Origin of the sequence: Pseudomonas sp. ME-P-057, from assembly GCF_030208975.1 — a bacterium.
Taxonomy (GTDB): Bacteria; Pseudomonadota; Gammaproteobacteria; order Pseudomonadales; family Pseudomonadaceae; genus Aquipseudomonas; species Aquipseudomonas lutea.
Map to the genome: position 1 here is coordinate 64,316 of NZ_JARVSX010000001.1, position 26,046 is coordinate 90,361.

28 protein-coding genes are annotated in these 26,046 nt (G+C 59.3%); 16 read left to right on the top strand and 12 right to left on the bottom strand.

Annotated elements, in window-relative coordinates:
• Positions 1–55: 55 nt before the first annotated feature.
• On the top strand, positions 56–604 hold the full coding sequence (locus QRN48_RS00300; RefSeq protein WP_285348270.1) for a gamma carbonic anhydrase family protein: 549 nt from the start codon (positions 56–58) through the stop codon (positions 602–604).
• An 8-nt stretch (positions 605–612) separates the two neighbouring features.
• Positions 613–1,263, top strand: a complete 651-nt coding sequence (locus QRN48_RS00305; protein WP_285348271.1) for an HAD family hydrolase — start codon at positions 613–615, stop codon at positions 1,261–1,263.
• Positions 1,264–1,413: 150 nt separating this feature from the next.
• Here the strand turns inward: QRN48_RS00305 and QRN48_RS00310 are convergent, their stop codons facing one another.
• Positions 1,414–2,481 carry an aminopeptidase gene (locus QRN48_RS00310; protein WP_285348273.1) on the bottom strand — a complete coding sequence of 356 codons (1,068 nt, stop codon included), beginning with the start codon at positions 2,479–2,481 and terminating at the stop codon, positions 1,414–1,416.
• Positions 2,482–2,586: 105 nt separating this feature from the next.
• Here QRN48_RS00310 and QRN48_RS00315 point away from each other — a divergent pair, with 105 nt between their 5' ends.
• Positions 2,587–3,003 (top strand): PA0061/PA0062 family lipoprotein, encoded by a 417-nt coding sequence (locus QRN48_RS00315; RefSeq protein ID WP_052075343.1) that lies wholly within the window; start codon positions 2,587–2,589, stop codon positions 3,001–3,003.
• A gap of 63 nt (positions 3,004–3,066) precedes the next feature.
• Here QRN48_RS00315 and QRN48_RS00320 read toward each other — a convergent pair whose 3' ends face one another.
• Positions 3,067–3,300: a DUF1161 domain-containing protein gene (locus QRN48_RS00320; protein ID WP_037017025.1), complete on the bottom strand. Its 234-nt coding sequence runs from the start codon at positions 3,298–3,300 to the stop codon at positions 3,067–3,069.
• Positions 3,301–3,433: 133 nt separating this feature from the next.
• Positions 3,434–3,865 carry an OsmC family protein gene (locus QRN48_RS00325; protein ID WP_285348275.1) on the bottom strand — a complete coding sequence of 144 codons (432 nt, stop codon included), beginning with the start codon at positions 3,863–3,865 and terminating at the stop codon, positions 3,434–3,436.
• 284 nt (positions 3,866–4,149) lie between these two features.
• Here QRN48_RS00325 and QRN48_RS00330 point away from each other — a divergent pair, with 284 nt between their 5' ends.
• Positions 4,150–5,151 (top strand): LLM class flavin-dependent oxidoreductase, encoded by a 1,002-nt coding sequence (locus QRN48_RS00330; RefSeq protein ID WP_285348276.1) that lies wholly within the window; start codon positions 4,150–4,152, stop codon positions 5,149–5,151.
• Between the two features lie 80 nt (positions 5,152–5,231).
• On the opposite strand, the gene QRN48_RS00335 is transcribed toward QRN48_RS00330, so the two are convergent.
• The gene (locus QRN48_RS00335; protein ID WP_037017012.1) at positions 5,232–5,456 is read right to left on the bottom strand and encodes a DUF1161 domain-containing protein; all 225 of its coding nucleotides are present in this window, start codon (positions 5,454–5,456) and stop codon (positions 5,232–5,234) included.
• Positions 5,457–5,614: 158 nt separating this feature from the next.
• Complete coding sequence (locus tag QRN48_RS00340) at positions 5,615–5,830, bottom strand: dodecin (protein WP_037017010.1); 216 nt, start codon at positions 5,828–5,830, stop codon at positions 5,615–5,617.
• Positions 5,831–6,009: 179 nt separating this feature from the next.
• Here QRN48_RS00340 and QRN48_RS00345 point away from each other — a divergent pair, with 179 nt between their 5' ends.
• Positions 6,010–6,333, top strand: coding sequence for an ElaB/YgaM/YqjD family protein (locus QRN48_RS00345; protein WP_037017008.1), 324 nt, complete (start codon positions 6,010–6,012; stop codon positions 6,331–6,333).
• On the opposite strand, the gene QRN48_RS00350 is transcribed toward QRN48_RS00345, so the two are convergent.
• On the bottom strand, positions 6,334–7,233 hold the full coding sequence (locus QRN48_RS00350) for a LysR family transcriptional regulator (protein WP_285348278.1): 900 nt from the start codon (positions 7,231–7,233) through the stop codon (positions 6,334–6,336).
• Between the two features lie 119 nt (positions 7,234–7,352).
• Between QRN48_RS00350 and trpB the strand changes: the two genes are divergently transcribed.
• The 4 genes from trpB to QRN48_RS00370 all read left to right on the top strand — a co-directional run bounded on the left by trpB (position 7,353) and on the right by QRN48_RS00370 (position 11,667).
• Positions 7,353–8,579, top strand: a complete 1,227-nt coding sequence (gene trpB / locus QRN48_RS00355) for a tryptophan synthase subunit beta (protein ID WP_037017006.1) — start codon at positions 7,353–7,355, stop codon at positions 8,577–8,579.
• Positions 8,579–9,439, top strand: coding sequence for a tryptophan synthase subunit alpha (trpA, locus tag QRN48_RS00360; RefSeq protein WP_191944240.1), 861 nt, complete (start codon positions 8,579–8,581; stop codon positions 9,437–9,439). Before trpB ends, trpA begins: the two co-directional genes overlap by 1 nt.
• A 76-nt stretch (positions 9,440–9,515) precedes the next feature.
• Positions 9,516–10,031 carry an anti-virulence regulator CigR family protein gene (locus QRN48_RS00365; RefSeq protein ID WP_285348281.1) on the top strand — a complete coding sequence of 172 codons (516 nt, stop codon included), beginning with the start codon at positions 9,516–9,518 and terminating at the stop codon, positions 10,029–10,031.
• Positions 10,032–10,332: 301 nt separating this feature from the next.
• Positions 10,333–11,667, top strand: a complete 1,335-nt coding sequence (locus tag QRN48_RS00370; RefSeq protein ID WP_285348283.1) for an IS110 family RNA-guided transposase — start codon at positions 10,333–10,335, stop codon at positions 11,665–11,667.
• Positions 11,668–11,813: 146 nt separating this feature from the next.
• Here QRN48_RS00370 and QRN48_RS00375 read toward each other — a convergent pair whose 3' ends face one another.
• Positions 11,814–12,764 carry a choline sulfate utilization transcriptional regulator gene (locus QRN48_RS00375; protein ID WP_285348285.1) on the bottom strand — a complete coding sequence of 317 codons (951 nt, stop codon included), beginning with the start codon at positions 12,762–12,764 and terminating at the stop codon, positions 11,814–11,816.
• A 114-nt stretch (positions 12,765–12,878) separates the two neighbouring features.
• Between QRN48_RS00375 and betC the strand changes: the two genes are divergently transcribed.
• Positions 12,879–14,384: a choline-sulfatase gene (gene betC, locus QRN48_RS00380; protein ID WP_285348286.1), complete on the top strand. Its 1,506-nt coding sequence runs from the start codon at positions 12,879–12,881 to the stop codon at positions 14,382–14,384.
• Positions 14,385–14,421: 37 nt separating this feature from the next.
• Positions 14,422–15,348, top strand: coding sequence for a choline ABC transporter substrate-binding protein (gene choX / locus QRN48_RS00385; protein ID WP_285348287.1), 927 nt, complete (start codon positions 14,422–14,424; stop codon positions 15,346–15,348).
• A 168-nt stretch (positions 15,349–15,516) separates the two neighbouring features.
• Here choX and aroE read toward each other — a convergent pair whose 3' ends face one another.
• Both aroE and hemF read right to left on the bottom strand, forming a co-directional pair.
• Complete coding sequence (gene aroE, locus QRN48_RS00390; protein WP_285348289.1) at positions 15,517–16,347, bottom strand: shikimate dehydrogenase; 831 nt, start codon at positions 16,345–16,347, stop codon at positions 15,517–15,519.
• A complete protein-coding gene (gene hemF, locus QRN48_RS00395) occupies positions 16,347–17,267 on the bottom strand; it encodes an oxygen-dependent coproporphyrinogen oxidase (RefSeq protein WP_037016991.1) in 921 nt (306 codons plus the stop codon). Before hemF ends, aroE begins: the two co-directional genes overlap by 1 nt.
• A 226-nt stretch (positions 17,268–17,493) precedes the next feature.
• Between hemF and QRN48_RS00400 the strand changes: the two genes are divergently transcribed.
• The gene (locus QRN48_RS00400) at positions 17,494–18,471 is read left to right on the top strand and encodes an NADPH:quinone reductase (protein ID WP_285348292.1); all 978 of its coding nucleotides are present in this window, start codon (positions 17,494–17,496) and stop codon (positions 18,469–18,471) included.
• 137 nt (positions 18,472–18,608) lie between these two features.
• On the opposite strand, the gene tsaC is transcribed toward QRN48_RS00400, so the two are convergent.
• From tsaC to QRN48_RS00415, 3 genes are all read right to left on the bottom strand, one after another.
• On the bottom strand, positions 18,609–19,166 hold the full coding sequence (tsaC, locus tag QRN48_RS00405) for an L-threonylcarbamoyladenylate synthase type 1 TsaC (protein WP_037016986.1): 558 nt from the start codon (positions 19,164–19,166) through the stop codon (positions 18,609–18,611).
• 39 nt (positions 19,167–19,205) lie between these two features.
• Positions 19,206–20,318: a DNA-processing protein DprA gene (gene dprA, locus QRN48_RS00410; RefSeq protein ID WP_037016983.1), complete on the bottom strand. Its 1,113-nt coding sequence runs from the start codon at positions 20,316–20,318 to the stop codon at positions 19,206–19,208.
• Positions 20,319–20,442: 124 nt separating this feature from the next.
• Positions 20,443–21,468: a LysM peptidoglycan-binding domain-containing protein gene (locus tag QRN48_RS00415; RefSeq protein ID WP_285348295.1), complete on the bottom strand. Its 1,026-nt coding sequence runs from the start codon at positions 21,466–21,468 to the stop codon at positions 20,443–20,445.
• 141 nt (positions 21,469–21,609) lie between these two features.
• Between QRN48_RS00415 and def the strand changes: the two genes are divergently transcribed.
• The 4 genes from def (at position 21,610) to trkA (ending at position 25,922) form a co-directional block, all read left to right on the top strand.
• Positions 21,610–22,116: a peptide deformylase gene (gene def, locus QRN48_RS00420; protein ID WP_285348296.1), complete on the top strand. Its 507-nt coding sequence runs from the start codon at positions 21,610–21,612 to the stop codon at positions 22,114–22,116.
• Between the two features lie 130 nt (positions 22,117–22,246).
• Positions 22,247–23,206 (top strand): methionyl-tRNA formyltransferase, encoded by a 960-nt coding sequence (gene fmt, locus QRN48_RS00425; protein ID WP_285348298.1) that lies wholly within the window; start codon positions 22,247–22,249, stop codon positions 23,204–23,206.
• A complete protein-coding gene (rsmB, locus tag QRN48_RS00430) occupies positions 23,203–24,525 on the top strand; it encodes a 16S rRNA (cytosine(967)-C(5))-methyltransferase RsmB (RefSeq protein WP_191944229.1) in 1,323 nt (440 codons plus the stop codon). Before fmt ends, rsmB begins: the two co-directional genes overlap by 4 nt.
• A 23-nt stretch (positions 24,526–24,548) precedes the next feature.
• Positions 24,549–25,922 carry a Trk system potassium transporter TrkA gene (gene trkA, locus QRN48_RS00435; RefSeq protein WP_037016970.1) on the top strand — a complete coding sequence of 458 codons (1,374 nt, stop codon included), beginning with the start codon at positions 24,549–24,551 and terminating at the stop codon, positions 25,920–25,922.
• Positions 25,923–26,046 lie beyond the last annotated feature (124 nt).

The following is a 26,046-nucleotide window of genomic DNA, read 5'->3' on the forward strand; positions in this document are numbered from 1 at the left end:
TCTTAATTACAATCGTCGCCGACCGCAGCTATCGGCGCCAGAGAAGGAGGCTATCGTGGCCATTCGAACGTTCCAGAATCACACCCCGGCCCTTGGCGAACGGGTGTTCGTTGACCATTCGGCGGTTGTGATCGGAGATGTGGAAATCGGTGCCGACAGCTCGGTCTGGCCGTTGACAGTTATCCGCGGCGACATGCACCGCATCCGTATCGGCGCGCGCACCAGCGTGCAGGACGGCAGCGTGTTGCACATCACCCACGCCGGGCCGTTCAACCCCGACGGGTTCCCGCTGTTGATCGGCAATGAAGTGACCATCGGTCACAAGGTCATGCTGCACGGCTGCGCGGTCGGCAATCGCATTCTGATCGGCATGGGCACCACGATCATGGACGGCGCAGTGGTGGAGGATGAAGTGATCATTGGCGCAGGAAGCCTGGTACCGCCGGGCAAACGTCTCGAGAGCGGGTTTCTCTATGTCGGACGTCCGGTGAAGCAGGTGCGTCCGCTCACCGAAAAAGAAATAGCGTTTTTCCCCTACAGCGCCACCAATTACGTGAAGTTGAAAGACCAACACCTGGCTGAAGGCTTCGACAAACCCTGCTGAGAGTACCCATGCATTACCAGAATATTTTGCTCGACCTGGACGGTACGCTCACCGATCCACGCGAAGGCATCACCCGTTCCATTCAGTTTGCACTGACCAGGCTGGGCATCGATGAGCCTGATATCGCCCAGCTTGAGCACTTCATCGGGCCGCCGTTGTTGCAACAGTTCATGCGGACTTACGCCTTCGACGAAGCCAAGGCCTGGGAAGCTGTGGGCTTTTACCGCGAGCGCTTCAAGGTGACGGGTCTCTACGAGAATCTGGTGTTCGACGGCATTTTCGAATTGCTGGACACACTCTCGGATCAGGGCCGTACGCTGTTCATCGCCACATCCAAGCCCTGGGTGTTCGCCCATGAGATCGCCCGGCACTTTGATTTCGCGCGCCATTTCAAACTGATCTACGGCAGCGAGCTGGACGGTACCCGCACCGACAAGGTCGAGCTGATCCGGCATTTGTTGGACGAGGAGCAGCTCGATCCTAAGCAAACGCTGATGATCGGCGACCGCAAACATGACTTGATCGGCGGCAAGCGTAACGGTCTGGACGTGGCGGCGGTGGGGTATGGGTTTGGCAGTCGTGACGAGCTTGAGGCCGAGGCGCCGACATATCATTTTGATTCGGTGAGCGCCCTGCATCGGGCATTTCTCGAAAGCTGAGCGCATTCAATCGGGTGAGAAATGATCACATCAGAAGCTATGCATTTCTCCTTGTAGGAGTGCGCTTGCCCGCGAATGCGTTTTTCCATTGACCAACCTCGTAGCCGACATGACGCGTTCGCGGGCAAGCGCGCTCCTACAGCCCCGGGATCACGGAAACTTATTGGCCAGCCGTTGCAACGCTGCTTTGCGCTCTGTCAGGGACAGTCCGCCTAGCTTTTCCACTGCCGAATAGAACGCAGGCCAATTCCCGTTCACCTGCCGGAACAACGCTTCGAACGCCGGAACCCACTGGTCGTACAAACCGATGGGCAGGAGGCGTGCGTTGTTCATCGGCGCGTACACCCAGTTGTCAAAACGCTTGTCACCGCCCCACTGGCTGTCACGCAATTGTCGATAATCGCTACGCAAGCGCTCGAACTCGGCGGCTTTGCGTTGGCGCATGACTTGTGGGCTCAATGGCTGAGCGTACAGCGCCTTCAAACGGCCGCGGGTGTCGAGGGCCAGTTGCATTAATTGGTCACGCCTCTGGGCCTCCGCCGCTCCATCCTGCGCAGGCAGGCCGCGCGCGGCACGCCATTGGCGCGTGCCTTCCTGCTCCACGAAAGAGGCGTAGGACTCATTGAATTCGGTGTCGTCTTTCACGTAAAACCGCTGATGGGCCAATTCGTGAAAGATCAACGTGGCCAGGCGCTCGTCGCCCCAGTTCATCATCGAGCTGATGATCGGGTCATCGAACCAGCCTAACGTCGAGTATGCCTCCACGCCGCTGACATAGACGTCCATGCCCTCGCGTTTCTGCAGGGCCGCGTCCCCTCGTGCGGCGCCCTGGCTGTAATAGCCGCGATAAGCCACGCATCCGGCGATGGGGAAACAATGAGTGACGGGATCAAGAGAGAATTCGCCCGTTGCGAAGACATTCCAGACGACATAGGGCCGGTGGATGTCTGCATACAGGCGGTAACTGCGGTTGTCTGGCAGGTACAAGTGCTCGCTCGCAAACAGCCGTGCCTGCTGTGACCTGAGCAGATGTTCGCGCAGTTGGGGACTGCGCTGGGGGTCGGCAAGGACCTTGGCGACCGGCTCACGAGCCCGCAGCAGGGACAGTTGGCCGCTGGCCAGTTGCGAGTAATAGGACAGACTGGAACAGCCGCCGAGCAGGAGTATCGTCAGCAACGGCAGGCCAAGCGAAAGCCAGTGCTTTTTTAATCGAATCATGCAGCGGCCTTAGCGTCGATATTGAACATCAGCAACGATCAGCGTTATGCCGGACAACCCGCCTCTGACGCAACCACCATCGTTAATCACCCCAAGGAGTTCGTCATGCGCTTGCCACTGTCCCTCGTCGCCCTGGGTTTTCTGGCTGGTTGCGCAGGGCCATTGCCCGCCGTCGATCCCCAGCAAGCCTGGGTCGATCTGCATACATTCACTGGTAAAACGCTGATGGCCGACAAGCTCGATGGGGTGCGTACCTACGACGGTCGCTTTTTTCAGGTAACCCCAGGCAAACACAAGCTCGAAGTGCGTTACGACTATGAGTACGCGCCCGGCGCATTGGGCCTGTCGATGGATATCTACAACGAGCGTACCTGTTACGTGACGATTAATTACGACCATTTTGAGGCGGGTCGCCGTTATCGCCTGGATGTTCGACACATCACCAACAGTATCGACGCGCAGCTGAGAGACGAGCAGCGCAACGTCCTGGCGGAGGAGGGGGAGATCTTCTGCATCCCATGATGCTGACGAAACCTGGGCGCTCGGGTCCCGTCTCATCGGATCACGTTCAGAACGTGCCGCCTGCTACCGATCGTTGTTTTGGTAAATGATTTTCTTCGTGCCGTTTTCGCAGGTGCCTACAACCATATTCTGGTCATGAACGTCCTCGTTGGTCACGACTTCCAACGTGTAAGAGCTGACGTTCTGTGCCTGGATCTTGGCTTCGATTTCGTCCTTGAGCTCCTCGCATGGCTTGGGCGCTGCGAACGCGCTGGAGGTCAACCCGGTGAGAATGAGCAATGCGGCGATACGTTTCATGTTCGACTCCTTCGACACCGTGCGATGCGCATCGGGCCTTTCATGTGACACTCAGGCGGCACTCAGGTTCTGAGCGGGCAAAACGACGATGGCCCGCAATTGCGGGCCATCGAGTGGAACAGCTTTCAAAAAATCAGCTGACCAGCGTGGCATCCAGCGTGATTTTGGCGTTCAGCACTTTCGAAACCGGGCAGCCTTCTTTGGCATCGGTGGTCAGTTTTTCAAACTGTTCCTGAGTGGCCCCGGGAATCTTGGCTTTCAACGTCAGGTGAACTGCAGTGATCGCGAATCCGCCATCGACCTGATCCAGTGTGACGTCAGCGGTAGTGTCAATGCTGTCGGCTTTCAGGTTTGCGTTGCCGAGGATCATCGACAGGGCCATCGAGAAGCAGCCGGCATGTGCCGCGCCGATCAGTTCTTCAGGGTTGGTACCTTTGCCGCCTTCAAAGCGGGCTCTGAAGCCGTAAGGCGCTTCACGCAGCACGCCGGTTTCAGTAGAGATGCTGCCGATACCCGACTTCAGGTCACCTTCCCAGTGGGCGGATGCTTTCTTGACGATGCTCATGGTGTCTCCTCATGAAAAGTGCGATTTCGCTCGCACGCGGACCAAAGTTCTGAGGAGTGTAGGCAAGAGTTAGTTCAACGCCTGTGTCACATGTGCTTTTTTGCCGGGAGGCCCATCGCTAAATCCGACCAAATTAGTAGGAAATTTTACATTGCCCATTGCAACTCAAAAATCCGGCCTTATCCTATGGCTTAACGCAAATATTTAGTCTTAATGCCGGTTTGTCCAGGCGATGCTCCTTCCGGGAATGCGCCGATCAAGCCCAAGAGGATCAACAACGGCCTATGAAACGACTAGCTGATGTGAAGATTTCGACGCTCGATCTGGTGCCCGTCCGCGAAGACCAAGGCCCGGCCCGATCGCTGCGTAACGCTCTGGACCTTGCCCAACATGTCGAGAAATGGGGCTACAACCGTTTCTGGGTCGCTGAGCACCACAATATGGATGGCATCGCCAGTTCGGCAACCTCTGTGCTGCTGGCATACCTGGCAGGCGGGACATCGACCATTCGCGTGGGATCAGGCGGCATCATGCTGCCCAATCATGCGCCACTGGTGATCGCCGAACAGTTTGGCACCCTGGCGAGCTTGTACCCTGGCCGTATCGATCTGGGCCTTGGCCGCGCGCCGGGTTCTGACCAGATGACCGCACGTGCACTGCGTCGCGAGCGATCAGGCAGCGCAGATGACTTCCCGGATGACGTCACCGAACTGGTCAACTACCTGGGGCCACGTCAGCCTCACCAGCGTGTGATCGCCGTGCCAGGCACCAACACCAACGTGCCGATCTGGCTACTGGGTTCGAGTCTGTTCAGTGCGCAACTGGCCGGTGAGCGCGGCCTGCCGTATGCGTTCGCGTCGCACTTTGCGCCTCGCTTTATGCACGAAGCCATTCGCGTATACCGCAATCACTTCCAGCCTTCTGAGGTACTCGACAAGCCCTACGTGATGCTGGGTGTACCGTTGGCCGCTGCCGACACCGACGAGCAGGCGGAATATCTGGTGACCTCGGTTTACCAGCGCATTCTGAGCCTGATGCGTGGGCAGAGTCTCATGCAGAAACCTCCCGTCGACAGCATGAACGGCCTGTGGTTGCCGCACGAGCGCGACGCAGTCATGGATTTCCTGGGGCTGGCTGTAGTTGGCGGCCCCGAGAAAATCCGCGCGAAACTGGACGTGCTGCTGGAACAGACCGATGCAGACGAGCTGATTTTCACGTGCGACATGTACGAGCACGCTGATCGTCTGCGCTCTTACGAAGTTCTGGCGCAAGCTGCCAGGGGCTAACCCACCCGCGTCAGCTTTTCAGTGCCCCATAAAAAAACCGACGCCAGGTGCGTCGGTTTTTTTATCACCGCATGCTTGCATCAGCCGCGTTTGTACACGATTTCCTTACTGCCGCCTTCGCAGGTGCCAACCACCTTGGCGTCCGCAGCGCTGCCTTTCTCGACAGCTTCCAACGTGTAGTTGGCTACGCCTTTGGCTTGGATCTTGGCGTCGATGTCGGCTTTTACGTCATCGCACGATTTGCCAGCCGCCATAGTGGTGCCGGCAATACTCAACAGGCCAATGGCCAACAGAACTTTTTTCATCGGTATATCCCTCGTCAGGCGCATTTTCTGGAACAACAAGGCCGCTTCAAAAAGCGGCCCGACTACATGAACCTGCGTCATGAACCTGCGTCGATTCACGACTGCGCGGTAGGTATAGCGAAGGTTGTGGCACTCGGCCACTGCAAAAGTTCAGCAGCTCAGCTGTTGTCGATGCGGAAACCCACTTTGAGGGTCACCTGGAAATGGCCGACTTTACCGTCTTCGATATGACCGCGTGTTTCCAGGACTTCGAACCATTCCATGAGCTTTACAGACTTGGCAGCCTGAGCAATTGCATTCTGAATCGCGTCGTCAATGCTCACGGTCGATGAGCCGACCAGCTCCAGCATTTTGTAAGTGTGGTGATCAGTCATGGCAGTTCTCCTGAGGGCCCTTGCTCGGTGGCAGCGCCTAATGGTGTGTTCCCTATCTCTGTGCCGAAAAGCCGGCTAAAAGTTCAGAAGAAACGGCAGTTTGTAAGACGCACTGCACTTTCCGAGAACCTTGTAGTCGGAACAACACACGCCACTCATCACAGCAGGAGAGTCATACCATGGCATTCACGTCATCCCGTAAAGCGTCGTTGCAAAGCATGGAAGCCGAGATCGAGAGTCTGCTCAAGTCGCTGGAAGGCTTGAAGTCCGACGCTTCCGACGAGTCGCGCAAGACCCTGAAAAACCTGAAAGCCAATGCTGAAAGTGCGCTGAGCCACTCGCGCAGCCTGTTGAGCGATGTTTACGAAGACGTCAAGGTTAAAACCCGCGAAACCAGCGTTGCCACTCGTGACTACGCGCAGGAGCACCCTTGGACTACCGCGGGCGTTGCCGTTGGCGCAATCGGCCTGCTGGCTGCCTACCTGCTGTGCAAGCGCGGCTGATCAAGCCCGCCCCGATCGCTCAAGTTCCTGCTTGAGCCATCGAGCCAGGTCCTGAGCACGTCCATCTGCGGCGCGCTTGGGTACCCATAACGCCAGCTGCGCCGGGGTTTCACTGAAGCCCCATGGCGCAGCCAGGCGTCCGGCTTTCAAATCCTCAGCCACTAACGGCTCCGGCGCGATCGCCACCCCCAGGCCTGCAACCGCCGCCTCCAGCAAATAATACAAATGCTCGAAATCCTGACCGTAATTCAGTTCGTGCGGATCGATGCCATTCTCTTTGGCCCACGTTGGCCAGGCCTGTAACCTTGATGTCGTTTGCAACAGCGGCTCGTCAAGCAGCCGTTGCACCGGCGCCCGCCGCAGCTGTTCAAACTGCGCGTAACGCGGGCTCATGACCGGCCCGATGCGCTCCCTGGCGAGCTCAAACACCTGCATGTCCGCCGGCCAGGGCGGCTCGGCAAATATCAGCAGTGCACCGAGCCCGGGCCGTCGGGGATCCAGGTCGCCTTCGCCCGCCGACAGGTGCAGGCGCAGGTCTGGAAGGTCTGCGTTCAAGCGTCCGAGTCTGGGAATGAACCAGCGTGCCAGCAGGCTCCCGGAGCAGCCCAGCACGAAAGGCGCATCTGCGCTGCCATGGCTAAGCTCAGCGCAAACACCCCGCAGGCGATCAAGCGCGTCGGCGCTGACATCGCGCAGCCGTACGCCGGCATCTGTGAGTTTCAGGCCGCGGCCATCCTTGACAAAAAGGGCGACGCCCAGATGTTCTTCGAGGACTTTCAACTGGCGGCTTACAGCACCATGGGTTACGTTCAATTGCTCTGCCGCCAAGCTGACGCTGTTCAGTCGGGCGGTGGCTTCGAAGGCACGTACGGCGTTAAGCGGAGGCAGATCGCGGCTCATGATATGTGTGAGTTTTCCTAACAGGTTGCAGCGATCTTATCGGTTTTAATCTTGCTTGGCGCTGGTTAAAGTGTGATCACTGCCTGACGGCTAACCTAATTCGCATCCCGGAGGTCCCCATGACCCAGACTCAAACTGCATACCGCGAAGGCCCGGATGACCGGGGCATGTTCGGCGCCTTTGGCGGTCGCTACGTTGCCGAAACCCTGATGCCGCTCATTCTCGACCTGAACCGCGAGTACGAAATCGCCAAGAACGATCCTTCGTTCTTGAAGGATCTGGCTTATTTTCAGCGCGATTACGTCGGCCGTCCCAACCCGCTTTACTTCGCCGAGCGCCTGACCGAGTACTGCGGCGGTGCGAAGATTTACCTGAAGCGCGAGGAGCTCAATCACACCGGCGCGCACAAGATCAACAACTGCATCGGCCAGATCCTGCTGGCGCGACGCATGGGCAAAAAACGCATCATCGCCGAGACCGGCGCCGGCATGCACGGTGTTGCAACGGCAACCGTTGCAGCGCGTTTCGGTCTGGAGTGCGTGATTTACATGGGCACTACCGACATCGAACGTCAGCAGGCGAACGTGTTCCGCATGAAGCTACTGGGCGCGACGATCATTCCAGTGGTCGCAGGCACAGGTACGCTGAAAGACGCGATGAACGAGGCGCTGCGTGACTGGGTGACGAATGTCGACAGCACGTTTTACCTGATCGGCACCGTCGCAGGCCCGCACCCATATCCAGCGATGGTCCGCGATTTTCAATCGGTCATCGGTAAGGAGACCCGCGTGCAGATGCAGGAGCAGGAAGGTCGCCTGCCGGACAGCCTGGTGGCATGCATCGGTGGTGGCTCCAACGCGATGGGCTTGTTCCATCCGTTCCTGGACGACACTTCGGTGCGCATCATTGGCGTGGAAGCGGCCGGCCACGGCATCGAAACCGGCAAGCACGCTGCCAGCCTGAACGGCGGCGTACCCGGTGTCCTGCACGGCAACCGGACCTTCCTGCTGCAGGACGACGATGGCCAGATCATCGACGCCCATTCGATTTCCGCCGGCCTCGACTATCCAGGCATCGGCCCGGAGCACGCCTGGTTGCATGACATCGGCCGCGTCGAATACACCTCGGTGACGGACGATGAAGCACTGGCGGCTTTCCATAAATGCTGCCGTCTGGAAGGCATCATCCCGGCGCTGGAAACTGCCCACGCGTTGGCCGAGGTCTTCAAACGCGCACCCTCCCTGCCGAAGGATCACCTGATGGTGGTCAACCTGTCCGGTCGTGGCGACAAAGACATGCAAACCGTGATGCACCATCTGGATCTGTCCCAGCAGGAGAAACATTGATGAGCCGTCTGCAAACGCGTTTTGCCGAGCTGAAAGAACAAAACCGCGCAGCGTTGGTGACCTTCATCACTGCGGGCGACCCGGGCTATGACACCTCGCTGGCCATTCTCAAGGGCCTCCCTAAAGCCGGTGCTGATGTCATCGAGCTGGGCATGCCGTTCACTGATCCAATGGCGGACGGCCCGGCCATCCAGCTGGCCAACATCCGCGCGCTGAACGCCAAACAGAACCTGGCAAAGACGCTGCAGATGGTTCGTGAGTTTCGTGAGGAAGACAGCGCAACGCCTCTGGTGCTGATGGGTTACTACAACCCGATTCACAATTACGGGATTGAGCGCTTCATCTCGCAAGCACACGCCTGCGGCGTCGACGGCCTGATCGTGGTGGACTTGCCACCGGAGCACAACGCAGAGCTGTGCGACCCTGCACAAAGTGCCGGGCTGGACTTCATCCGCCTGACCACGCCGACCACCGACGACGTTCGCTTGCCGACCGTGCTCAACGGCAGTTCCGGCTTCGTTTACTACGTGTCGGTAGCGGGTGTAACGGGCGCGGGCTCGGCGACGATTGATCACGTTAAAGACGCCGTGCAACGCCTGCGCCGCCACACCGATCTGCCGATCAGCGTCGGCTTCGGGATTCGCACGGCTGAGCAAGCCGCCGCCATTGCGCGTGTTGCCGATGGCGTGGTTGTCGGCTCGGCATTGATTGACCAGATTGCCAGCGCGACTTCGGCTGAGCAAGCAGTCAGCGGTGTGCTCGGCTTGTGTTCACAGCTTTCTGAAGGTGTACGTAAAGCCCGCGTAGCGGAAGGTAAAGTTCCTGATACAGAGGAATCTCAGGCTCTGGCAGCACACTAAGCCGTACAGCGAAGGGGTTCAGGACCACGTCCTGAACCCCTTTTTGCTGCCCCGTATTTGCTCAGGAGTGCGCCACATGAAGGTCTCGAATCGTTTGATCGCAGGGTTGGGCGTGTTGGTGCTCAGCGCCAGCGCGCTGGTGCAGGCTGCACCGCCGGATCAGCGAGGCGGCGATGACAACGGCCCTGGGCAGCATCAGGATCATGGCCAGCAGGCAGGTCCACAGGGCGCTCACGGCAATGGCAATGGCAATAACAACGGTAATGGCAACGACCATCGCAATGAACCGCGTGCCGACAGCCGCGGCAATAATCAGCGCGGTGGTCGTCCTCCTGCTGATTTCGGCGATGTACGCCGGACCATCAGCGAGCACCGGGAAATCATCGGTCGCGGTCAGCCGCTGCGCCCTGGCGTCCACATCGTCAAGGGCCGCCCGCTGCCCCGCGGTTATGGCCGCCGACTGGACCAACGCTCCCTGCAATACCTGCCGCAGTACGATGGCTACGAATGGCGCCGCCTTGGTCCGGACGTCGTGCTGATTGCGATCGGCAGCGGGATCGTCTACGAAATCCTGGATGGCGTGCTGAACTAACGGGTTTTCGAAATGGCATCCACTCAGGTGATGTGGGGTGGACGCTAATCCTGTAGGAGATCCCCCGTCGTCCAGACGCCGCGCTGTCGCGCAGCAAACGGGGGATGCGTCTAGCTTTGTCAGGGCGCGCGGGGCAGAGACCGTAGCCCGCACTGGTGTGCTAGCACCCGAGTAGGAGAGTGGTCCGCACGGTATCGGCGTGGAGTCATTGTCGGCACAGCATGCTGTGACCACGTATGAGAGAGTGAATCCTTTCGCCACCGTGTACCCCGCGCGCCCTTCAATCCTGCGAGGAATTGTCATGGCGCGCAAGAACCACCAGCAACCTTTACGCGTTGTTCACGATCACTGTGCCGGCATCGACATTGGCAGTCGCGAGCATTGGGTCGGTGTAGACCCTGATCGATGCGATAACCCAGTGCGCCGTTTTTCTACCTTCACCGATGATTTGCTGGGTTTAGCCGACTGGCTTGAATCGCTGGAGATCAACGTGGTTGCGATGGAAGCGACCGGGGTTTACTGGATTCCCCTGTTTGAAATTCTCGATGCGCGCGGCTTCGACGTCTACCTGGTCAACTCACGCGCGACTCGCCAGATAACAGGCCGCAAGTCGGACGTGCTGGATTGCCAATGGATTTGGCAACTCATGAGCTACGGCCTTCTGCGGGGTGCGTTTCGGCCCTCGGACGCCACCTGTTCCATGCGTTCGATAGTGCGTCAGCGCGCCAACAAGGTCCGTGATCAGGCTCAGGCGCTTAATCGTATGCAGAAAGCGTTGAGCCAGATGAATATCCAGCTGGCCAATGTCATCAGCAACATTGCGGGTGTGACGGGAATGAAGATCCTGCGGGCCATCATCGAGGGGGAACGCGACCCTCGAAAGCTGGCCGCTTATCGGGATCGGCGTATCAAGGCTGATCACGAAACGATTGAGCGCAGCTTGCGGGGCAACTGGCGCCAGGAGCACCTGCATGCCTTGGCCCAGGAAGTCGCTTGCCATGATTTTCTGGAAGGCCAGATCGCCGAGTGTGATCAGGCGATCATGCAGGCGCTTGAACAACTGCCAATGCTTAACGATGCGCCTCAACCCTCGACCAAAGTGCTGCGAAGCCCACATCGTTGCGCCCTGGAACAGGCGGCTTTGCATCAAGCGCTCTGGAAGATCATGGGCGTTGATCTGACCGCCATCCCGACCCTGGGCGTGGATACGGTGTTGGTACTGTCCAGCGAAATAGGCCCGGACCTGACACGGTTTCCGACATCGGAACACTTTTGCTCATGGCTGGGCCTTGCGCCCCCTACGCGTATATCCGGCGGCAAAGCGCTACCGGGAAGTGGCCCCAAAGTCCTGAACCGGGCAGCGCAGGCATTGAAACAAGCCGCTTCAAATGCGCGCAACGACAAAAGCTTCATCGGTGCCAGCCACCGCTCACGCCTGGCGAGGATGGACACCAGTTGTGCGATCAAAGCCACCGCTCACCAGCTGGCCCGTCTGATCTATGCGATGTTGACCAAGGGCCAACCTTACGTTGAACAGGGGATAGAGGCATTTGAAGCCAAAAGCCAACAAAAGCAAGTGCGGGCTTTGCTGCGCAAAGCCCAAAAGCTGGGGCTGCAGTTGGTGAAAGCTGCTTAGATTTATCTAGGAGAAGCAACGGGTTATTTTATGTTTGATGAGAGAGCGCGCTTGCCCGCGAAATGCGATTGTCCCAACACAGAAACGTTAGCTGGCACACCGCTTCGCGGGCAAGCACGCCCCTACAACGGTGCGCGTGCCAAGCTCTAAACCGCAATCGACGGCAGCGCCTTGCCCTTCAGCAAATCCCCGCTCACCGCCTGCTCACTTCTCAACCAGTCCACAAATCGCTGCACGATCTGCACCCGCCTTTTGCGTTGTGGCAGCACTATGTAATAACCGTATCCTGAGACGGCGCTGGCTTCGATCGGGCGACACAACAAACCTTGCTCCAGCAAATCGTCCACCAGGTGTCGCCAGCCGATAGCCACGCCCTGGCCGCCGATTGCCGCCTGAATCAATAGCGTGTAGTTGTCGAATCGCAGCTGCCCTGGCGCAGGTGCCTGCGCAATATTCAGAGCGCGGAACACCCCACTCCAGTCAAACCAGTTGTTGCTGCCTTCGCCACGAAGATGCAGCAGCGCAAATTCTTTCAGCGCCACAGTGGGCAACGGTAAGTCGCGGCCTTTCAGCAATTGCGGACTGCAGACCGGGAACACTTCCTCGCTGAACAGCCAATGGCTTTCGCCCTGCTTGAAACGCCCGTCGCCGAACAACACGGCCACATCGATATCTGCACGCAACATGCTGTGACTGCGCTCGCTGGTAACCAGGCTGACGTCGACGTCGGGGTTGTCCTCATGGAAACGATGCAGACGCGGCATCAGCCAATAGGCAGCGAAGGCGAAGTCAGTTGCGACTTGCAGCACCTCATGCTGATGCTGATCGGTGATTGCGTTGAGACCAGCGTCCATCGACTCCAGCCCGGTCTGTACGTAACTGAACAGGATGAGCCCCGCTTCGGTCAGCTCAATGCCGCGGTAGACTCGATCAAAGAGCCGGGTCGCCAGTTGTTCTTCCAGACGCTTGATTTGCTGGCTGATAGCCGGCTGAGTGGTGCCGAGCTCTATGGCCGCAGCGGTGAAACTGCGCAACCGTGCGGCGGCTTCAAAGCCGCGAAGCAAATCCAGCGATATGACACCAAGAGATTCAAACATAAGCTGCACTTATCCTAGCCATTGCCCCTCATGGGCTTTACCTAGGGCAGCTTGGGCACCATCCTCGGTCGAAGCACTTTCGCATAAATAATGACTATGGGATGCCGCGAATACATGAAGCGCAAAAACATTCTTTTTATCATGGCCGATCAGATGGCCGCGCCCATGTTGCCGATGTACGCCTCTTCTCCCGTCAAGATGCCGCATTTGAGTCGCCTCGCCGCTGAAGGCGTGGTATTCGACGCCGCCTACTGCAACAGTCCCCTGTGCGCGCCGTCGCGTTTCACGCTGGTCAGCGGTCAGCTGCCGAGCAAGATCGGCGCCTACGACAACGCCGCAGACTTTCCGGCTGACGTCCCAACCTACGCCCACTACCTGCGCCGTCTCGGCTACCGCACGGCGCTGTCCGGCAAGATGCATTTCTGTGGCCCCGATCAACTGCACGGCTACGAAGAGCGCCTGACCAGCGACATCTATCCAGCCGATTACGGTTGGGCCGTGAACTGGGACGAACCGGATGTGCGCCCCACGTGGTACCACAACATGTCATCGGTGCTGCAAGCCGGGCCTTGCGTACGCACCAACCAACTGGATTTCGATGAAGAAGTGGTCTTCAAGGCCCAGCAGTATCTGTTCGATCATGTGCGGGAGGAGGGCGATCAGCCGTTTTGCCTGACCGTATCGATGACTCATCCGCACGACCCGTACACCATTCCCAAGTCCTATTGGAATCTGTACGGCGATGACGACATCCCGATGCCCCACGCGCCGTTGGCCCAGTCCGAACTGGACCCGCATTCCCAGCGACTGCTGAAGGTGTATGACCTCTGGGACAAGCCACTGCCGGCGAACAAGATTCGCGACGCGCGACGCGCCTATTTCGGCGCGTGCAGCTACATTGATGACAACGTCGGCAAACTGCTCCAGACACTGGAGGACACAGGGCTGGCAGAGGACACCATCATCGTGTTCTCCGGCGATCATGGCGACATGCTCGGGGAGCGCGGGCTCTGGTACAAAATGCACTGGTTTGAGATGTCGGCGCGGGTACCGCTGCTGGTGTACGCTCCGGGCCAGTTCAAAGCCCGCCGTGTAAAGGATGCGGTGTCTACCGCCGACTTGCTGCCGACCTTCGTCGCCTTGGCGCAGGGGCAGCTTGATGCCGGTTTACCGCTGGACGGCCGCTCACTCTTGCCGCATCTGCGGGGCGAGGGCGGTCACGACGAAGTGTTCGGCGAGTACATGGCGGAAGGCACCAACAGTCCACTGATGATGATTCGGCGCGGCGCGTACAAATTCATTTATTCGGAGCGGGACCCATGTCTGCTCTATGACCTGCACAACGATCCGAAAGAGCAGGAGGAGCTGAGTCAATCCCTCGCTCATCAGGACCTGTTTACTGCGTTCCTGGCCGAAGCCAGGGCCAAATGGGACATTCCGGCGATACACCACCAGGTGCTCGCCAGCCAGCGTCGTCGGCGTTTCGTCGCCGAGTCGCTGGCCATCGGCAAGCTGAAGAGTTGGGATCACCAGCCGCTGGTTGACGCCAGTCAGCAATACATGCGCAACCACATTGATCTGGACGATCTGGAGCGCAAGGCCCGTTATCCACAACCTTGACCCTGCCAACACCTAGAAAACCAAAAAGGGGCACACCATGAATAAGCTGTTCACAACGCTGGCGGTTGGGGTCTTGAGTATGAGCAGCGTGGCGGCCTTCGCCGCTGACGCTAGCTGTAACACGGTGCGGATGGCCGACCCGGGCTGGAGCGATATCGCCGCCACCAACGCTACCGCAGGTTTTTTGCTGGACAGTCTGGGCTACAAAGCCAAGATCGACACCTTGGCGGTGCCGATCGCCTACGGCGGCCTTAAAGACGGGCAACTCGACGTTTTTCTGGGCAACTGGATGCCAGCGCAACAGGGTTTCTACGACAAGTTCATCGCCACCGGCGACGTTACCCAATACGCGAAGAACCTCGAAGGCACCGAATTCACCCTTGCCGTTCCGGATTACGTTTACGACGCCGGTGTGCATAACTTTGCCGATCTTCAGAAATTCGCCGACAAGTTTCACAAGAAGATTTACGGCATCGGTTCGGGCGCACCGGCCAATGCCTCTATTCAGGAGATCATCAAAAAGAATGAGTTTGATCTGGGCGACTGGAAGCTGGTCGAGTCCAGTGAGCAGGCAATGCTGGCTGAAGTGCAGCGCAACGTGAAGAAGAAGGAGTTCGTCGTGTTCCTCGGCTGGACCCCGCACCCCATGAACGTGCAGATCAAGGGCATGCACTACTTGAAGGGCGGTGAGAAGTACTTCGGGGACACTGGCAGTGTTTACACCGTGACGCGCAAAGGCTATGCCGACGCTTGTCCGAATGTGGCCAAGCTGCTCTCCAACCTGATGTTCACTCAGGAAATGGAAAACTCGGTCATGCAGACCGTCGTGGATCAAAAGGTCAGCAACACCCAGGCGGTCAAGACTTGGCTGAAGGCTAACCCTGCGGTTCTGGACAAATGGCTGGACGGCGTGAAGACCGTTGACGACAAAGATGCGCTGCCGGCGGTGAAGGCCAAGTTGTAAGCACAGACGAGAAGTATCGCGAGCAAGCTCACTCTTACAGGGCCCATATCAGCGTGTGGGAGCGAGCTCGCTCGCGAGAAGTCGGTACATTCGCTAGATGTTCAGCGGTTGGAATGGCGTCTTCGCGGGCAAGCTCGCTCCCACAGGGGGATAAGTATGCAGAGAGCCTTATCCGTTCTGAGCCATCAACCGCCGCAGTTCCGCCAACACGGGCGCTGATTCCGGCCGCACGCCGCGCCACAGATAAAACGCCTCGGCTGCCTGCTCGACCAACATCCCCAATCCATCAACCGCCTGACCGGCGTCGTGCTGCACAGCCCAACGGCAGAACGCGGTTGGCTCCTTGCTGTACATCATGTCGTAGCAGAAGGTTTCACCGGGCTTAATCAGGCCAGGCGCAATAGGCGGCACTTCGCCGGAAAGGCTCGCCGACGTCGCGTTGATAATGAGGTCCACCGGCTTTTCGAGCCAGTCATAGCCGGCGGGCAACACCGGGCCAATGTCAGCGAATTCCTGGGCCAGCTTTTCAGCCTTTTCAACCGTGCGATTGGCAACCACCAGCACGTAGGGATCTTCCGCCAGTAGGGGTTCAAGCGCACCGCGCACCGCACCGCCAGCCCCCAGCACCAGAATGCGTCTGTCCTTGAGCGTGACGCCATGATTGACCTTAAGGTCCCGTACCAGGCCTGCGCCGTCAGTGTTGTCGCCCAGCAAGCTGCCATCTGCTTGCACGGCCAGGGTATTGACCGCCCCCGCACGACGGCCGCGCTCGGTCAACTGATCGGCCAGCCGGTACGCTTGTTCCTTGAAGGGCACAGTGACGTTGGCGCCACGGCCTGTCTCGAAAAACGCCTTGGCGAAGGCAGTGAAGCCGTCCAGCGGCGCCAGCGATGTCTGGTAATCCAGCGACTGCCCCGTCTGCTCGGCGAACAGGCGATGGATCAATGGCGATTTGCTGTGCGCGATGGGGTTGCCGAAAACGACGTATTGATCAGTCATCACTGCCCGGCCTCGGCGAGCCAGTCGCGATCCTGGAGGAAGTACTCCGTCAGGCGCGCTTCCTCGCTGCCCGGCTCGGCTTTCCAGTCGTAGCCCCAGCGCACTTGCGGCGGAAGCGACATCAGAATTGATTCAGTGCGGCCACCCGATTGCAGCCCGAACAACGTGCCTCGGTCGTACACCAGATTGAATTCAACATAACGGCCGCGCCGGAATTCCTGAAATTCACGCTGTTGCGGGGTGTAGGGCGTGTCTTTGCGGCGCTGAACGATAGGCAGGTACGCCTCGACGAACGCATCGCCGATGGCACGGATGAAGGCAAAGCTGGTGTCGAAATCCCACTCATTGAGGTCATCGAAAAACAGCCCACCCACGCCGCGCGGTTCATTGCGATGCTTGATGTGGAAGTAGCGGTCGCACCATGCCTTGTAGCGCGGATACACATCCGCCCCAAAAGGCGCGCAAGCCTGCTCGGCGACGCGATGCCAATGGATGCAGTCTTCCTCCACACCGTAGTAGGGCGTCAGATCGAAGCCGCCGCCGAACCACCAGACCGGTTCTTCGCCTTCTTTTTCGGCGATAAAGAAACGCACGTTGGCGTGAGCGGTCGGCACATGCGGGTTGTGCGGATGCATCACCAGCGAGACGCCCAGCGCCTCAAATCCCCGCCCCGCCAGTTCCGGACGATGGGCGCTGGCGGAGGGAGGCAGGCCGGCACCGAAGACGTGGGAAAAGTTGACCCCGCCCTTTTCAAGGATGTGGCCGTTCTCGATCACCCGAGTCCGTCCGCCACCACCCGCAGGTCGCTCCCAGGCGTCTTCGACGAAACGTGCGCTGCCATCTTCGGTTTCCAGCGCGGCGCAGATCCGGTCTTGAAGATCGAGCAAGTAGGCTTTGACGGCATCGGTGCGAAAAGACATGGCGGTACCTGAGTTGACTGAGACGTGCGTGGCAAGCGGGCACTGAGCGATCGCGACGATCAAGCCGTCACCCTCGCAGAGCAAACCCGACTGCGAAATCCGGGCGGTAGCATATCACCGGCATGGCGGATGCCGCAGTTGACGCAGCGCGAGCGAAGGAGTCCGATAGACCCCTTTGGCATCGACAGTGATCCCCTGCAGTTCCGATCAACGACGGAGTAAGCAAATGGCAAAACGTATCCAGTTCGACCAATACGGCGGCCCGGAAGTGCTCAACTATGTTGACTTCGAGCCCCCTGCGCCAGGCCCCAAAGACGTGCGCGTGCGTAACAAGGCGATTGGCGTGAATTTCATCGAGACTTACTTTCGCAGCGGACTCTATCCGGCGCCCTCGTTCCCGTCGGGGCTAGGCAACGAAGGCGCCGGCGTTGTGGAAGCGGTGGGCAGCGAAGTGACTCACGTCAAAGTTGGCGACCGCGTGGTCTATGGCACCGGCCCCTTGGGTGCGTATGCAGATGTCCATGTAACGCCGGGGGCGAACGTAGCCAAGCTGCCTGACGACATCAGCTTCGAGCAGGGCGCCGCCGTCATGCTCAAGGGTTTGACCGTCCAGTACCTGTTTCGCCAGACCTACGAAATTCGTCCCGAAGAAACCATCCTGTTTCATGCCGCTGCCGGTGGCGTCGGTTCGATCGCCTGCCAGTGGGCTAGCGCGCTGGGCGTGAAACTCATCGGTACGGTGAGCTCGGCCGAAAAGGCCGCGCATGCCAAAGCGCTGGGTGCGTGGGAAGTAATCGATTACAGCAAGGAGGATGTCGTTCAGCGCGTGAAGGAATTGACGAACGGCAAGAAGGTGCCAGTGGTCTACGACGGCGTAGGCAAAGACACTTGGGAGACGTCACTTGATTGCCTGGAGTTGCGAGGCCTATTGGTCAGCTTCGGCAACGCATCTGGAGCCGTAACCGGCGTGAACCTCGGGGTCCTCGCCCAAAAAGGCTCGCTCTACGTCACCCGTCCGACGCTGGGGTCATACGCAAACGGGCCGCAAGCCCTGCAGGCAATGGCGGATGAAGTGTTCGAGATGGTGGCCAGCGGGAAGGTCAAAGTCGACAACATCCAGCAGTTCGCGCTCAAGGATGCAGCGCTGGCGCACACCGAATTGGCCGGGCGCAGAACGATGGGGTCGATCATTCTGGTGCCTTGATTCCGCCTTTCTCTTTGTAGGAGCGCGCTTGCCCGCGAAGGCGGTGTGTCAGTCACTTAATGCTTACCAGACATATCGCTTTCGCGGGCAAGCGCGCTCCTACAGAGGTTGCGGCGTAGCGCTAGACCGGGCAGACGTTATCCAGCCCGTACCACCTCAGCCGTCACCAGATCCCTGATGACACTTGGGTTGCGGCGACCGCCCAGACTGCCGCCCAGCACCATGTCCAACTGCTCGTGAAAATACTGCTCGACCCGCAGCCGCGAACGCGCCGCGGGTCGGCCTGCCGGGTTTGCGGAAGTCGACACCAGCGGACCGGTCAACGCGCAAAGATCGCGAACGGTCGGATGATCGCTAACGCGCAGAGCAACGGTGTCGTGCTGCCCGGTTATCCACTGAGGCAATAACCCTTGATGGGGCACCAGCCAGGTGTTCGGCCCGGGCCATGTGCTGGCCATTCGATCAATCCAAAGCTCGGGGAAGTCTTCGAAGAGGAAGTCGAACTGACGGATGTTATCGGCAATCAGGATCAAGCCTTTTTCCACAGGCCGTGCCTTGATCGCCAGCAGGCGATAAACCGCCTCCGCGTCCCAAGGGTCACAGCCCAAACCCCACACGGCTTCGGTTGGGTAGGCAATCACCGCTCCGGCTCGAATCTCTCGTGCGGCTTGCTGCACTCGCCAACTGCTGACCATCGCTTGTTCTCCCAAATTACGCTGGCGGGCAGTTTAACCTCAGCGTGCCCGGGCAAACCATCTTCCGGCTTCACAGGCCACGCTGCTGTCGAGCTCAAGTTCAGTCAAGGCGGCCAGCACTTTAGGCAAGGGCCAACCGCTGTTATGGGCCAGTGCTTCGCCCGTTTGAGGCGCGGCGTGCAGTAGCGCCAAAAGCGGATGCAGTGCCGCCTGAGGCTGTGCGGCTGTGACATCAGCTGGACCGACATTCTTCCATCCTTGCAGCGCTTCAAGAATGTGATCAATGGTCTCCACGAGCACAGCGCCCTCGCGAATGAGCTGATGACAACCCCTGGCGCCTGGATGATGGATCGAACCGGGTATGGCGTAGACCTCGCGACCCTGCTCGGCGGCAAGACGCGCCGTGATAAGCGACCCGCTGGCCACGCTGGCCTCGACCACCAACACCCCAAGGGACAAGCCGCTGATGATTCGGTTGCGCCGAGGGAAGTTGCTGGCATGAGGTGCGGCGTCCAGCGGCAGCTCGGAAATGACAGCGCCTCCATTGGCCACCATGTTCGCCGCAAGCTGACGATGCCGCTGTGGATAAAGTTTTTCGATCCCGGTGCCGAGCACACCGATCGTCCCGCCTTTTACGTCCAAAGCGCCCTGATGCGCCGCGCCGTCAATGCCAAGCGCCAGCCCGCTGGTTATGACAAATCCTGCCCCGGCCAAACTGCGCGCGAAGGCTGCGGCGGTGTCCAGTCCTGGCCTTGAGGCCCGTCTGCTGCCGACCATTCCCAGCTGCGGACGGTCAAGCAATGAGCGGTCGCCGGCGATGAACAGCATAGGCGGCGGATCAGGAATTTCAGCCAGCAGCGCAGGGTAGTCCGGGTCGTCCCACATCAGTAAATGCTGGCCGGAACGCTCTAACCAGGCCAATGCAACGCTTGCGCCGTCGCGCACCTCCGCGCTGCGGCGAGCATCCGCACAGGCCGCTGGCAGGCGTAATGATCGCCACGCCGAAGCGGGCGCACTCAGTGCAGCAGAAGCGCTGCCGAAGGCATCAATGAGGGTGTGAAAACGTTTTGGGCCTATCTCTGGAAGCCGGTGCAAGCGCAAGCGGGCTTCCAGTTCGGCAGGTGACTGACCGGACTTTTCGAACAACGGCATGCGATCTTCCTTGATCCATGGTTCACCTCAAACGGTGCACCAACCTGTGGATAACTCTGTTAACAACAATTTGATAAGTGAAGCACGCCGGTGGAGAAAAGTGATTTACACCTGATACATAGCATTACGGGTTACGTACTTTGTCCTGAACCGCCAAAGATCGGGAGGCGTGCAATACCATCGCGTAGCTCAGTCGCTCGTAGGTACGGAAGACCATCAACAGCCCGGATCGCTCGTCGGGAATTTTGACCTGGTCACCACTGACCCGGTCACGGACCGTCTCGCCAGTCTTGTAAATGGCCAGCACGTTTCCTTCGGCCAGGCCATCCAGACGACCTCGATCAAGGGTCACTACGTCAAACTCGCCAATCTGAGTCACACCCCTGGGCACGTCGATGATGGTGCCATCCACTGCCTGCTGCGGTTCGCTGGGTACAAATGTCGAATTGATTCCGCGCTCTTCACTGACGAAAAGGCGGTCGCCCAGACGCACTTCCTGAGTCGAGCGCTGCATCTGCAGCGTCGCAACGTCGCCTTCACTGGCTACGATCTCCCCGCTGCCGATGTCATCGGCATTGATCCCCAGCACCACACCTGTCACTGGATCGACGTACGTCTTGCCCTTGCGATAGATGCCATACGCAACGTGCGTCGGCTCAAAGCGGCCTCGCGCATAGATGCGATCGCCGGCACCACTGAGCACTCGTTCGCCATTGCCCGCCACCACATAGGGGGCGACCTCAAATTGATGGGCGTTGTCGATGATCCTGTTATTCAGCAGGAACGCATTGATTGCACCCAGCGGAATCGTGGGAATCGCCTCTGCAATCGGCGTGCTGCGCACCCTCGGGGACAATTTGATAGTGCCTCGAGACTCGCCACGGTTGACCGTGATTCGCGGCTGACCGTTGACATAGGTGAGCGTTAGCGTGTCCCCGGGGTAGATCAGATCAGGGTCGTGAACCTGTGGATTGGCGCGCCACAGTTGCGGCCACTTCCACGGCTGGTTCAGAAATTTTCCGGATATGTCCCAAAGCGTGTCACCGGCGACAACGGTGTAACTCTCTGGATGGCCATCCCTGAGCTGTACTTGCGCCTGGACAAGGCCTGTCGCGGCCAACAGCAGCAGGGCGAGTAGTGATTTCCTCATGCAGTGAATCCCTTTATCATGTGGCTTCGCGTGAAACGCCGAGTCTTGCAAGACTTCCGCTTTTACAAGGGCTGCGCGCTTGTGACGTCCCAAGCCTAGCAGCCGATTTTGACTTTACCCTACAGTGCATCCCTTACGTATATGGCCATACTAAACATCCTCGAATTTCCCGATTCGCGCCTGCGCACCATCGCCAAGCCGGTGGCTGAAGTGGACGACGGCATTCGCCAGTTGGTCGACGACATGTTTGAAACCATGTACGAAGCGCCTGGCATCGGTCTGGCCGCGACGCAGGTTAACGTACACAAGCGCGTGGTAGTGATGGATCTCTCCGAAGATCGCAGCGAGCCCCGGGTGTTCATCAACCCCGAGATCGAGCCGCTCACCGACGAGATGGATCAGTACCAGGAAGGTTGTCTGTCTGTTCCAGGTTTTTACGAAAACGTGGATCGCCCGCAACGCGTCAAGGTCAAGGCGCTGGGTCGTGATGGCCAGCCCTACGAAATGGTCGCCGAGGGCCTGCTCGCCGTGTGCATTCAGCATGAGTGCGACCACCTGAACGGCAAGCTTTTCGTCGACTACCTGTCCAACCTCAAGCGCGACCGGATCAAGAAAAAGCTGGAAAAACTTCACAAGCAAAACGCCTGATCCAGCCATCTCCTTTCTGCTGCAGGAGCGCATTAGCCTGCAATAGGGCGCCAGCCGATAGTGTCGTTGCCGCCCCTTGGCGCTATTCAGCCAAATGCCCCCTGCCGCCATATCCTTCAAAGAGAAGCCCATGACTGAGCCAATGCGCATCGTGTTCGCCGGCACCCCTGAATTCGCCGCCGAGCACCTGAAAGCCCTGCTCGACAGTCCCTATGACGTCATTGCGGTCTACACCCAGCCAGATCGCCCTGCCGGTCGTGGTCAGAAGCTGATGCCAAGCCCGGTCAAGCAGCTTGCCCTCCAACACGATATTCCAGTCCTGCAGCCGCCTACATTGCGCGCGCCCGACGCTCAGGCCGAGTTGGCCGCACTGAAGCCTGATCTGCTGGTGGTGGTCGCTTACGGTCTGATCCTGCCGCAAGCAGTGCTGGATATTCCACGCTTGGGCTGCATCAACAGTCACGCATCACTTCTGCCACGCTGGCGGGGTGCCGCGCCCATTCAACGCGCAGTGCAAGCTGGCGATGCGCAAAGCGGCGTGACTGTGATGCGTATGGAAGCGGGCCTGGACACGGGCCCGATGCTGCTCAAGGTAACGACACCGATCACGGCCGACGACACCGGCGGCACACTGCATGACCGCCTTGCTGCTCTGGGCCCGACGGCGGTGATTCAAGCCATCGCAGGACTGGCTGAAGGCACGCTGGTCGGCGAGGTGCAGGACGACAGTCTCGCAACGTATGCGCACAAACTGAATAAAGACGAAGCACGCATCGACTGGGCCCGCCCGGCCGTCGAGCTGGAGCGGCTGGTGCGCGCCTTCAATCCCTGGCCAATCTGCCACACAACACTTAATGGCCAAGCGCTCAAGGTTCTGGAAGCGCGGATCGCGGAGGGAGCGGACACACCCGGCACCGTTCTTGAAGCCAGCAAAGCAGGTCTATTGGTTGCGTGTGCGGACGGCGCCCTGCTTCTTACTCGCGTGCAGTTACCGGGCGGCAAACCCCTGGGCTTCGCTGACCTGTTCAACAGTCGCCGGGAGAAATTCTCCGCCGGCACTGTGCTCGGCTTGACGGTAGATGCGCAATGAACCCGCGTCTGGCTGCTGCCAAGGCCCTCGCAGCCGTATTGAGCGGTAAAGCGTCCCTGAACAGCTCGTTGCCAACGCAGCTGGACAAGGTTGAGGACCGCGACCGGGGGCTGACCCAGGATCTGGCATTTGGCACCGCGCGCTGGGAGCCAAGGCTGTCCGCGTTGGCAGCCAAACTGCTGCAGAAACCCTTCAAAACCGCTGACAACGATGTTCAGGCTTTACTACTGGTGGGCCTGTATCAGCTCTTTTACTCTCGCGTACCGGCCCACGCCGCCATCGGCGAAACCGTGGGCTGTGCTGACAAACTGAAAAAACCCTGGGCGAAAGCATTGCTCAACGCCGTGTTACGTCGGGCCCAACGTGAGGGCGAGGCTTTGCTGGTGGAGCTGGAGCACGATCCAGTAGTGCGCACTGCCCACCCGCGCTGGCTGCAAAAAGCATTGAAAGCTGCGTGGCCTGAGCAATGGGAAGCCATTTGTGCGGCCAACAACGCTCACCCACCCATGATTTTGCGGGTCAACCGCCGGCACAAAACGCGCGAGGAGTACCTCCGGCTGCTGGTGGACGCAGGCATCGGCGCGACGCCCTGCACGTTCAGCCAAGACGGGATCGTACTGGCTGAACCGAGCGATGTGCGCTCACTGCCGGGCTTTGCCGACGGTTGGATCAGTGTTCAGGACGAGGCCGCCCAACTGGCCGCCGACCTGCTGGAGCTGGGCCCGGGTCAGCGTGTGCTTGACGCCTGCTGCGCGCCGGGTGGCAAAACCTGCCATCTGCTGGAAGTGCAATCCGGCTTGGCCGGGGTCGTCGCGGTGGACTTGGAAGCCAAGCGCATGGTGCGGGTCAGAGAAAACCTTGACCGTCTGGGCCTCAGTGCCGAACTCATCGCCGCCGATGCCCGCGCCACGGATCAATGGTGGGACGGCAAGCCCTTCCAGCGCATTCTGCTCGATGCGCCTTGTTCGGCAACCGGCGTTATTCGCCGCCACCCTGACATCAAGCTGACCCGTCAGGCGGATGACATTGCCGCACTCGCCACCCTGCAGGGCGAATTGCTGGATGCGCTTTGGTCAACGCTGGAGGTCGGCGGCATCTTGCTGTACGCGACATGCTCGACCCTGCCGACCGAAAACACCGAAGTCATCGCTGCATTCCTGACACGCACGCCGGGCGCGCGGGAACTGGACATTGCCGGACAACAAGGCAATCCGCCTCCAGGCCTGAAACAACCTCATGGCCGACAACTGCTGGCGCAAGAGGGCGGGCATGACGGCTTTTATTACGCCAAACTGATCAAGATCGCTGCGGTCGCCTGATCATCAATTCAAGGAGAGACTGATTGAAGATCATCATTCTCGGCGCAGGGCAGGTCGGCGGTACGCTGGCCGAGCACCTGGCCAGCGAAGCCAACGACATTACTGTCGTTGATACCGATCAGGACCGTCTACGTGCATTGGGCGATCGCCTTGATATCCGCACCGTGCATGGTCGTGGCTCGTTCCCGACCGTGCTGCGTCAGGCCGGCGCGGACGACGCGGACATGCTGGTGGCCGTCACCAGCAGCGACGAAACCAACATGGTTGCCTGCCAGGTCGCGTACACGCTGTTTCAAACCCCGACCAAGATCGCGCGCGTTCGCGAGTCCGCTTATCTCACCCGCTCCGGCTTGTTCGCCAACGCCGCCATCCCGGTGGACGTGCTAATCAGCCCTGAACAAGTCGTGACCCATTACATCAAGCGGCTCATCGAATACCCGAGCGCGCTGCAAGTTATCGATTTCGCGGGCGGAAAGGTCCAGATGGTGGCGGTCAAGGCGTACTACGGCGGTCCCCTTGTAGGGCAGCAACTGCGCCAACTGCGTACACACATGCCGAATGTCGACACTCGTGTCGCTGCTATTTTCCGCCGTGATCGTCCGATCATTCCTCAGGGCGATACGGTGATAGAAGCAGACGACGAGGTCTTCTTCATCGCTGCCAAGGCCGATATTCGCGCCGTGATGGGCGAAATGCGTCGGCTGGACGAAAGCTACAAGCGCATCGTGATTGCAGGCGGCGGGCAAATCGGTGAGCGGTTGGCGGAAGCCATTGAGAACCGCTACCAGGTCAAGATCATCGAGATGAATCCCGCACGATGCCGACACCTTTCCGACACGCTGAACAACACGGTCATTCTTCAGGGGAGCTCGTCCGATCGAGACCTGCTCATGGAAGAAAACATCGATAACGCAGACCTTTTCCTCGCACTGACCAACGATGATGAAGCGAACATCATGTCCTCGTTGCTGGCTAAACGGCTGGGCGCGAAGAAAGTCATGACCCTCATCAATAACCCTGCTTATGTCGACCTGGTGCAGGGCGGGGAAATCGATGTTGCGGTCAGCCCTCAACTCGCGACTATCGGGACGTTACTGGCGCACGTGAGGCGCGGCGACATTGTCAGTGTGCACTCATTGCGGCGGGGCGCGGCCGAGGCCATCGAAATTGTCGCCCATGGCGATGCGAAGTCCAGCAAGGTGATTGGCAAGGCGATCATGCACATCAACCTTCCGCCCGGCACGACCATCGGTGCGATTACACGCGCTGACCAGGTGCTCATCGCCCATGACAGCACGGTGATCGAATCCGGTGACCATGTGATCATGTTCCTTGTGGATAAGAAGTACATCCGGGACGTGGAAAGGCTGTTTCAGGTGGGCTTGAGCTTTTTCTGATTCGAACCAGGCGCGCTGACTGGAGGAGCGCGCTTGCTCGCGAGGGGTTTCCCTGGAATGGATGTGGTGACCGCCACATCGCATTCGCGGCCAAGCGCGCGCCTACAAGTGCTTCAACGTATCG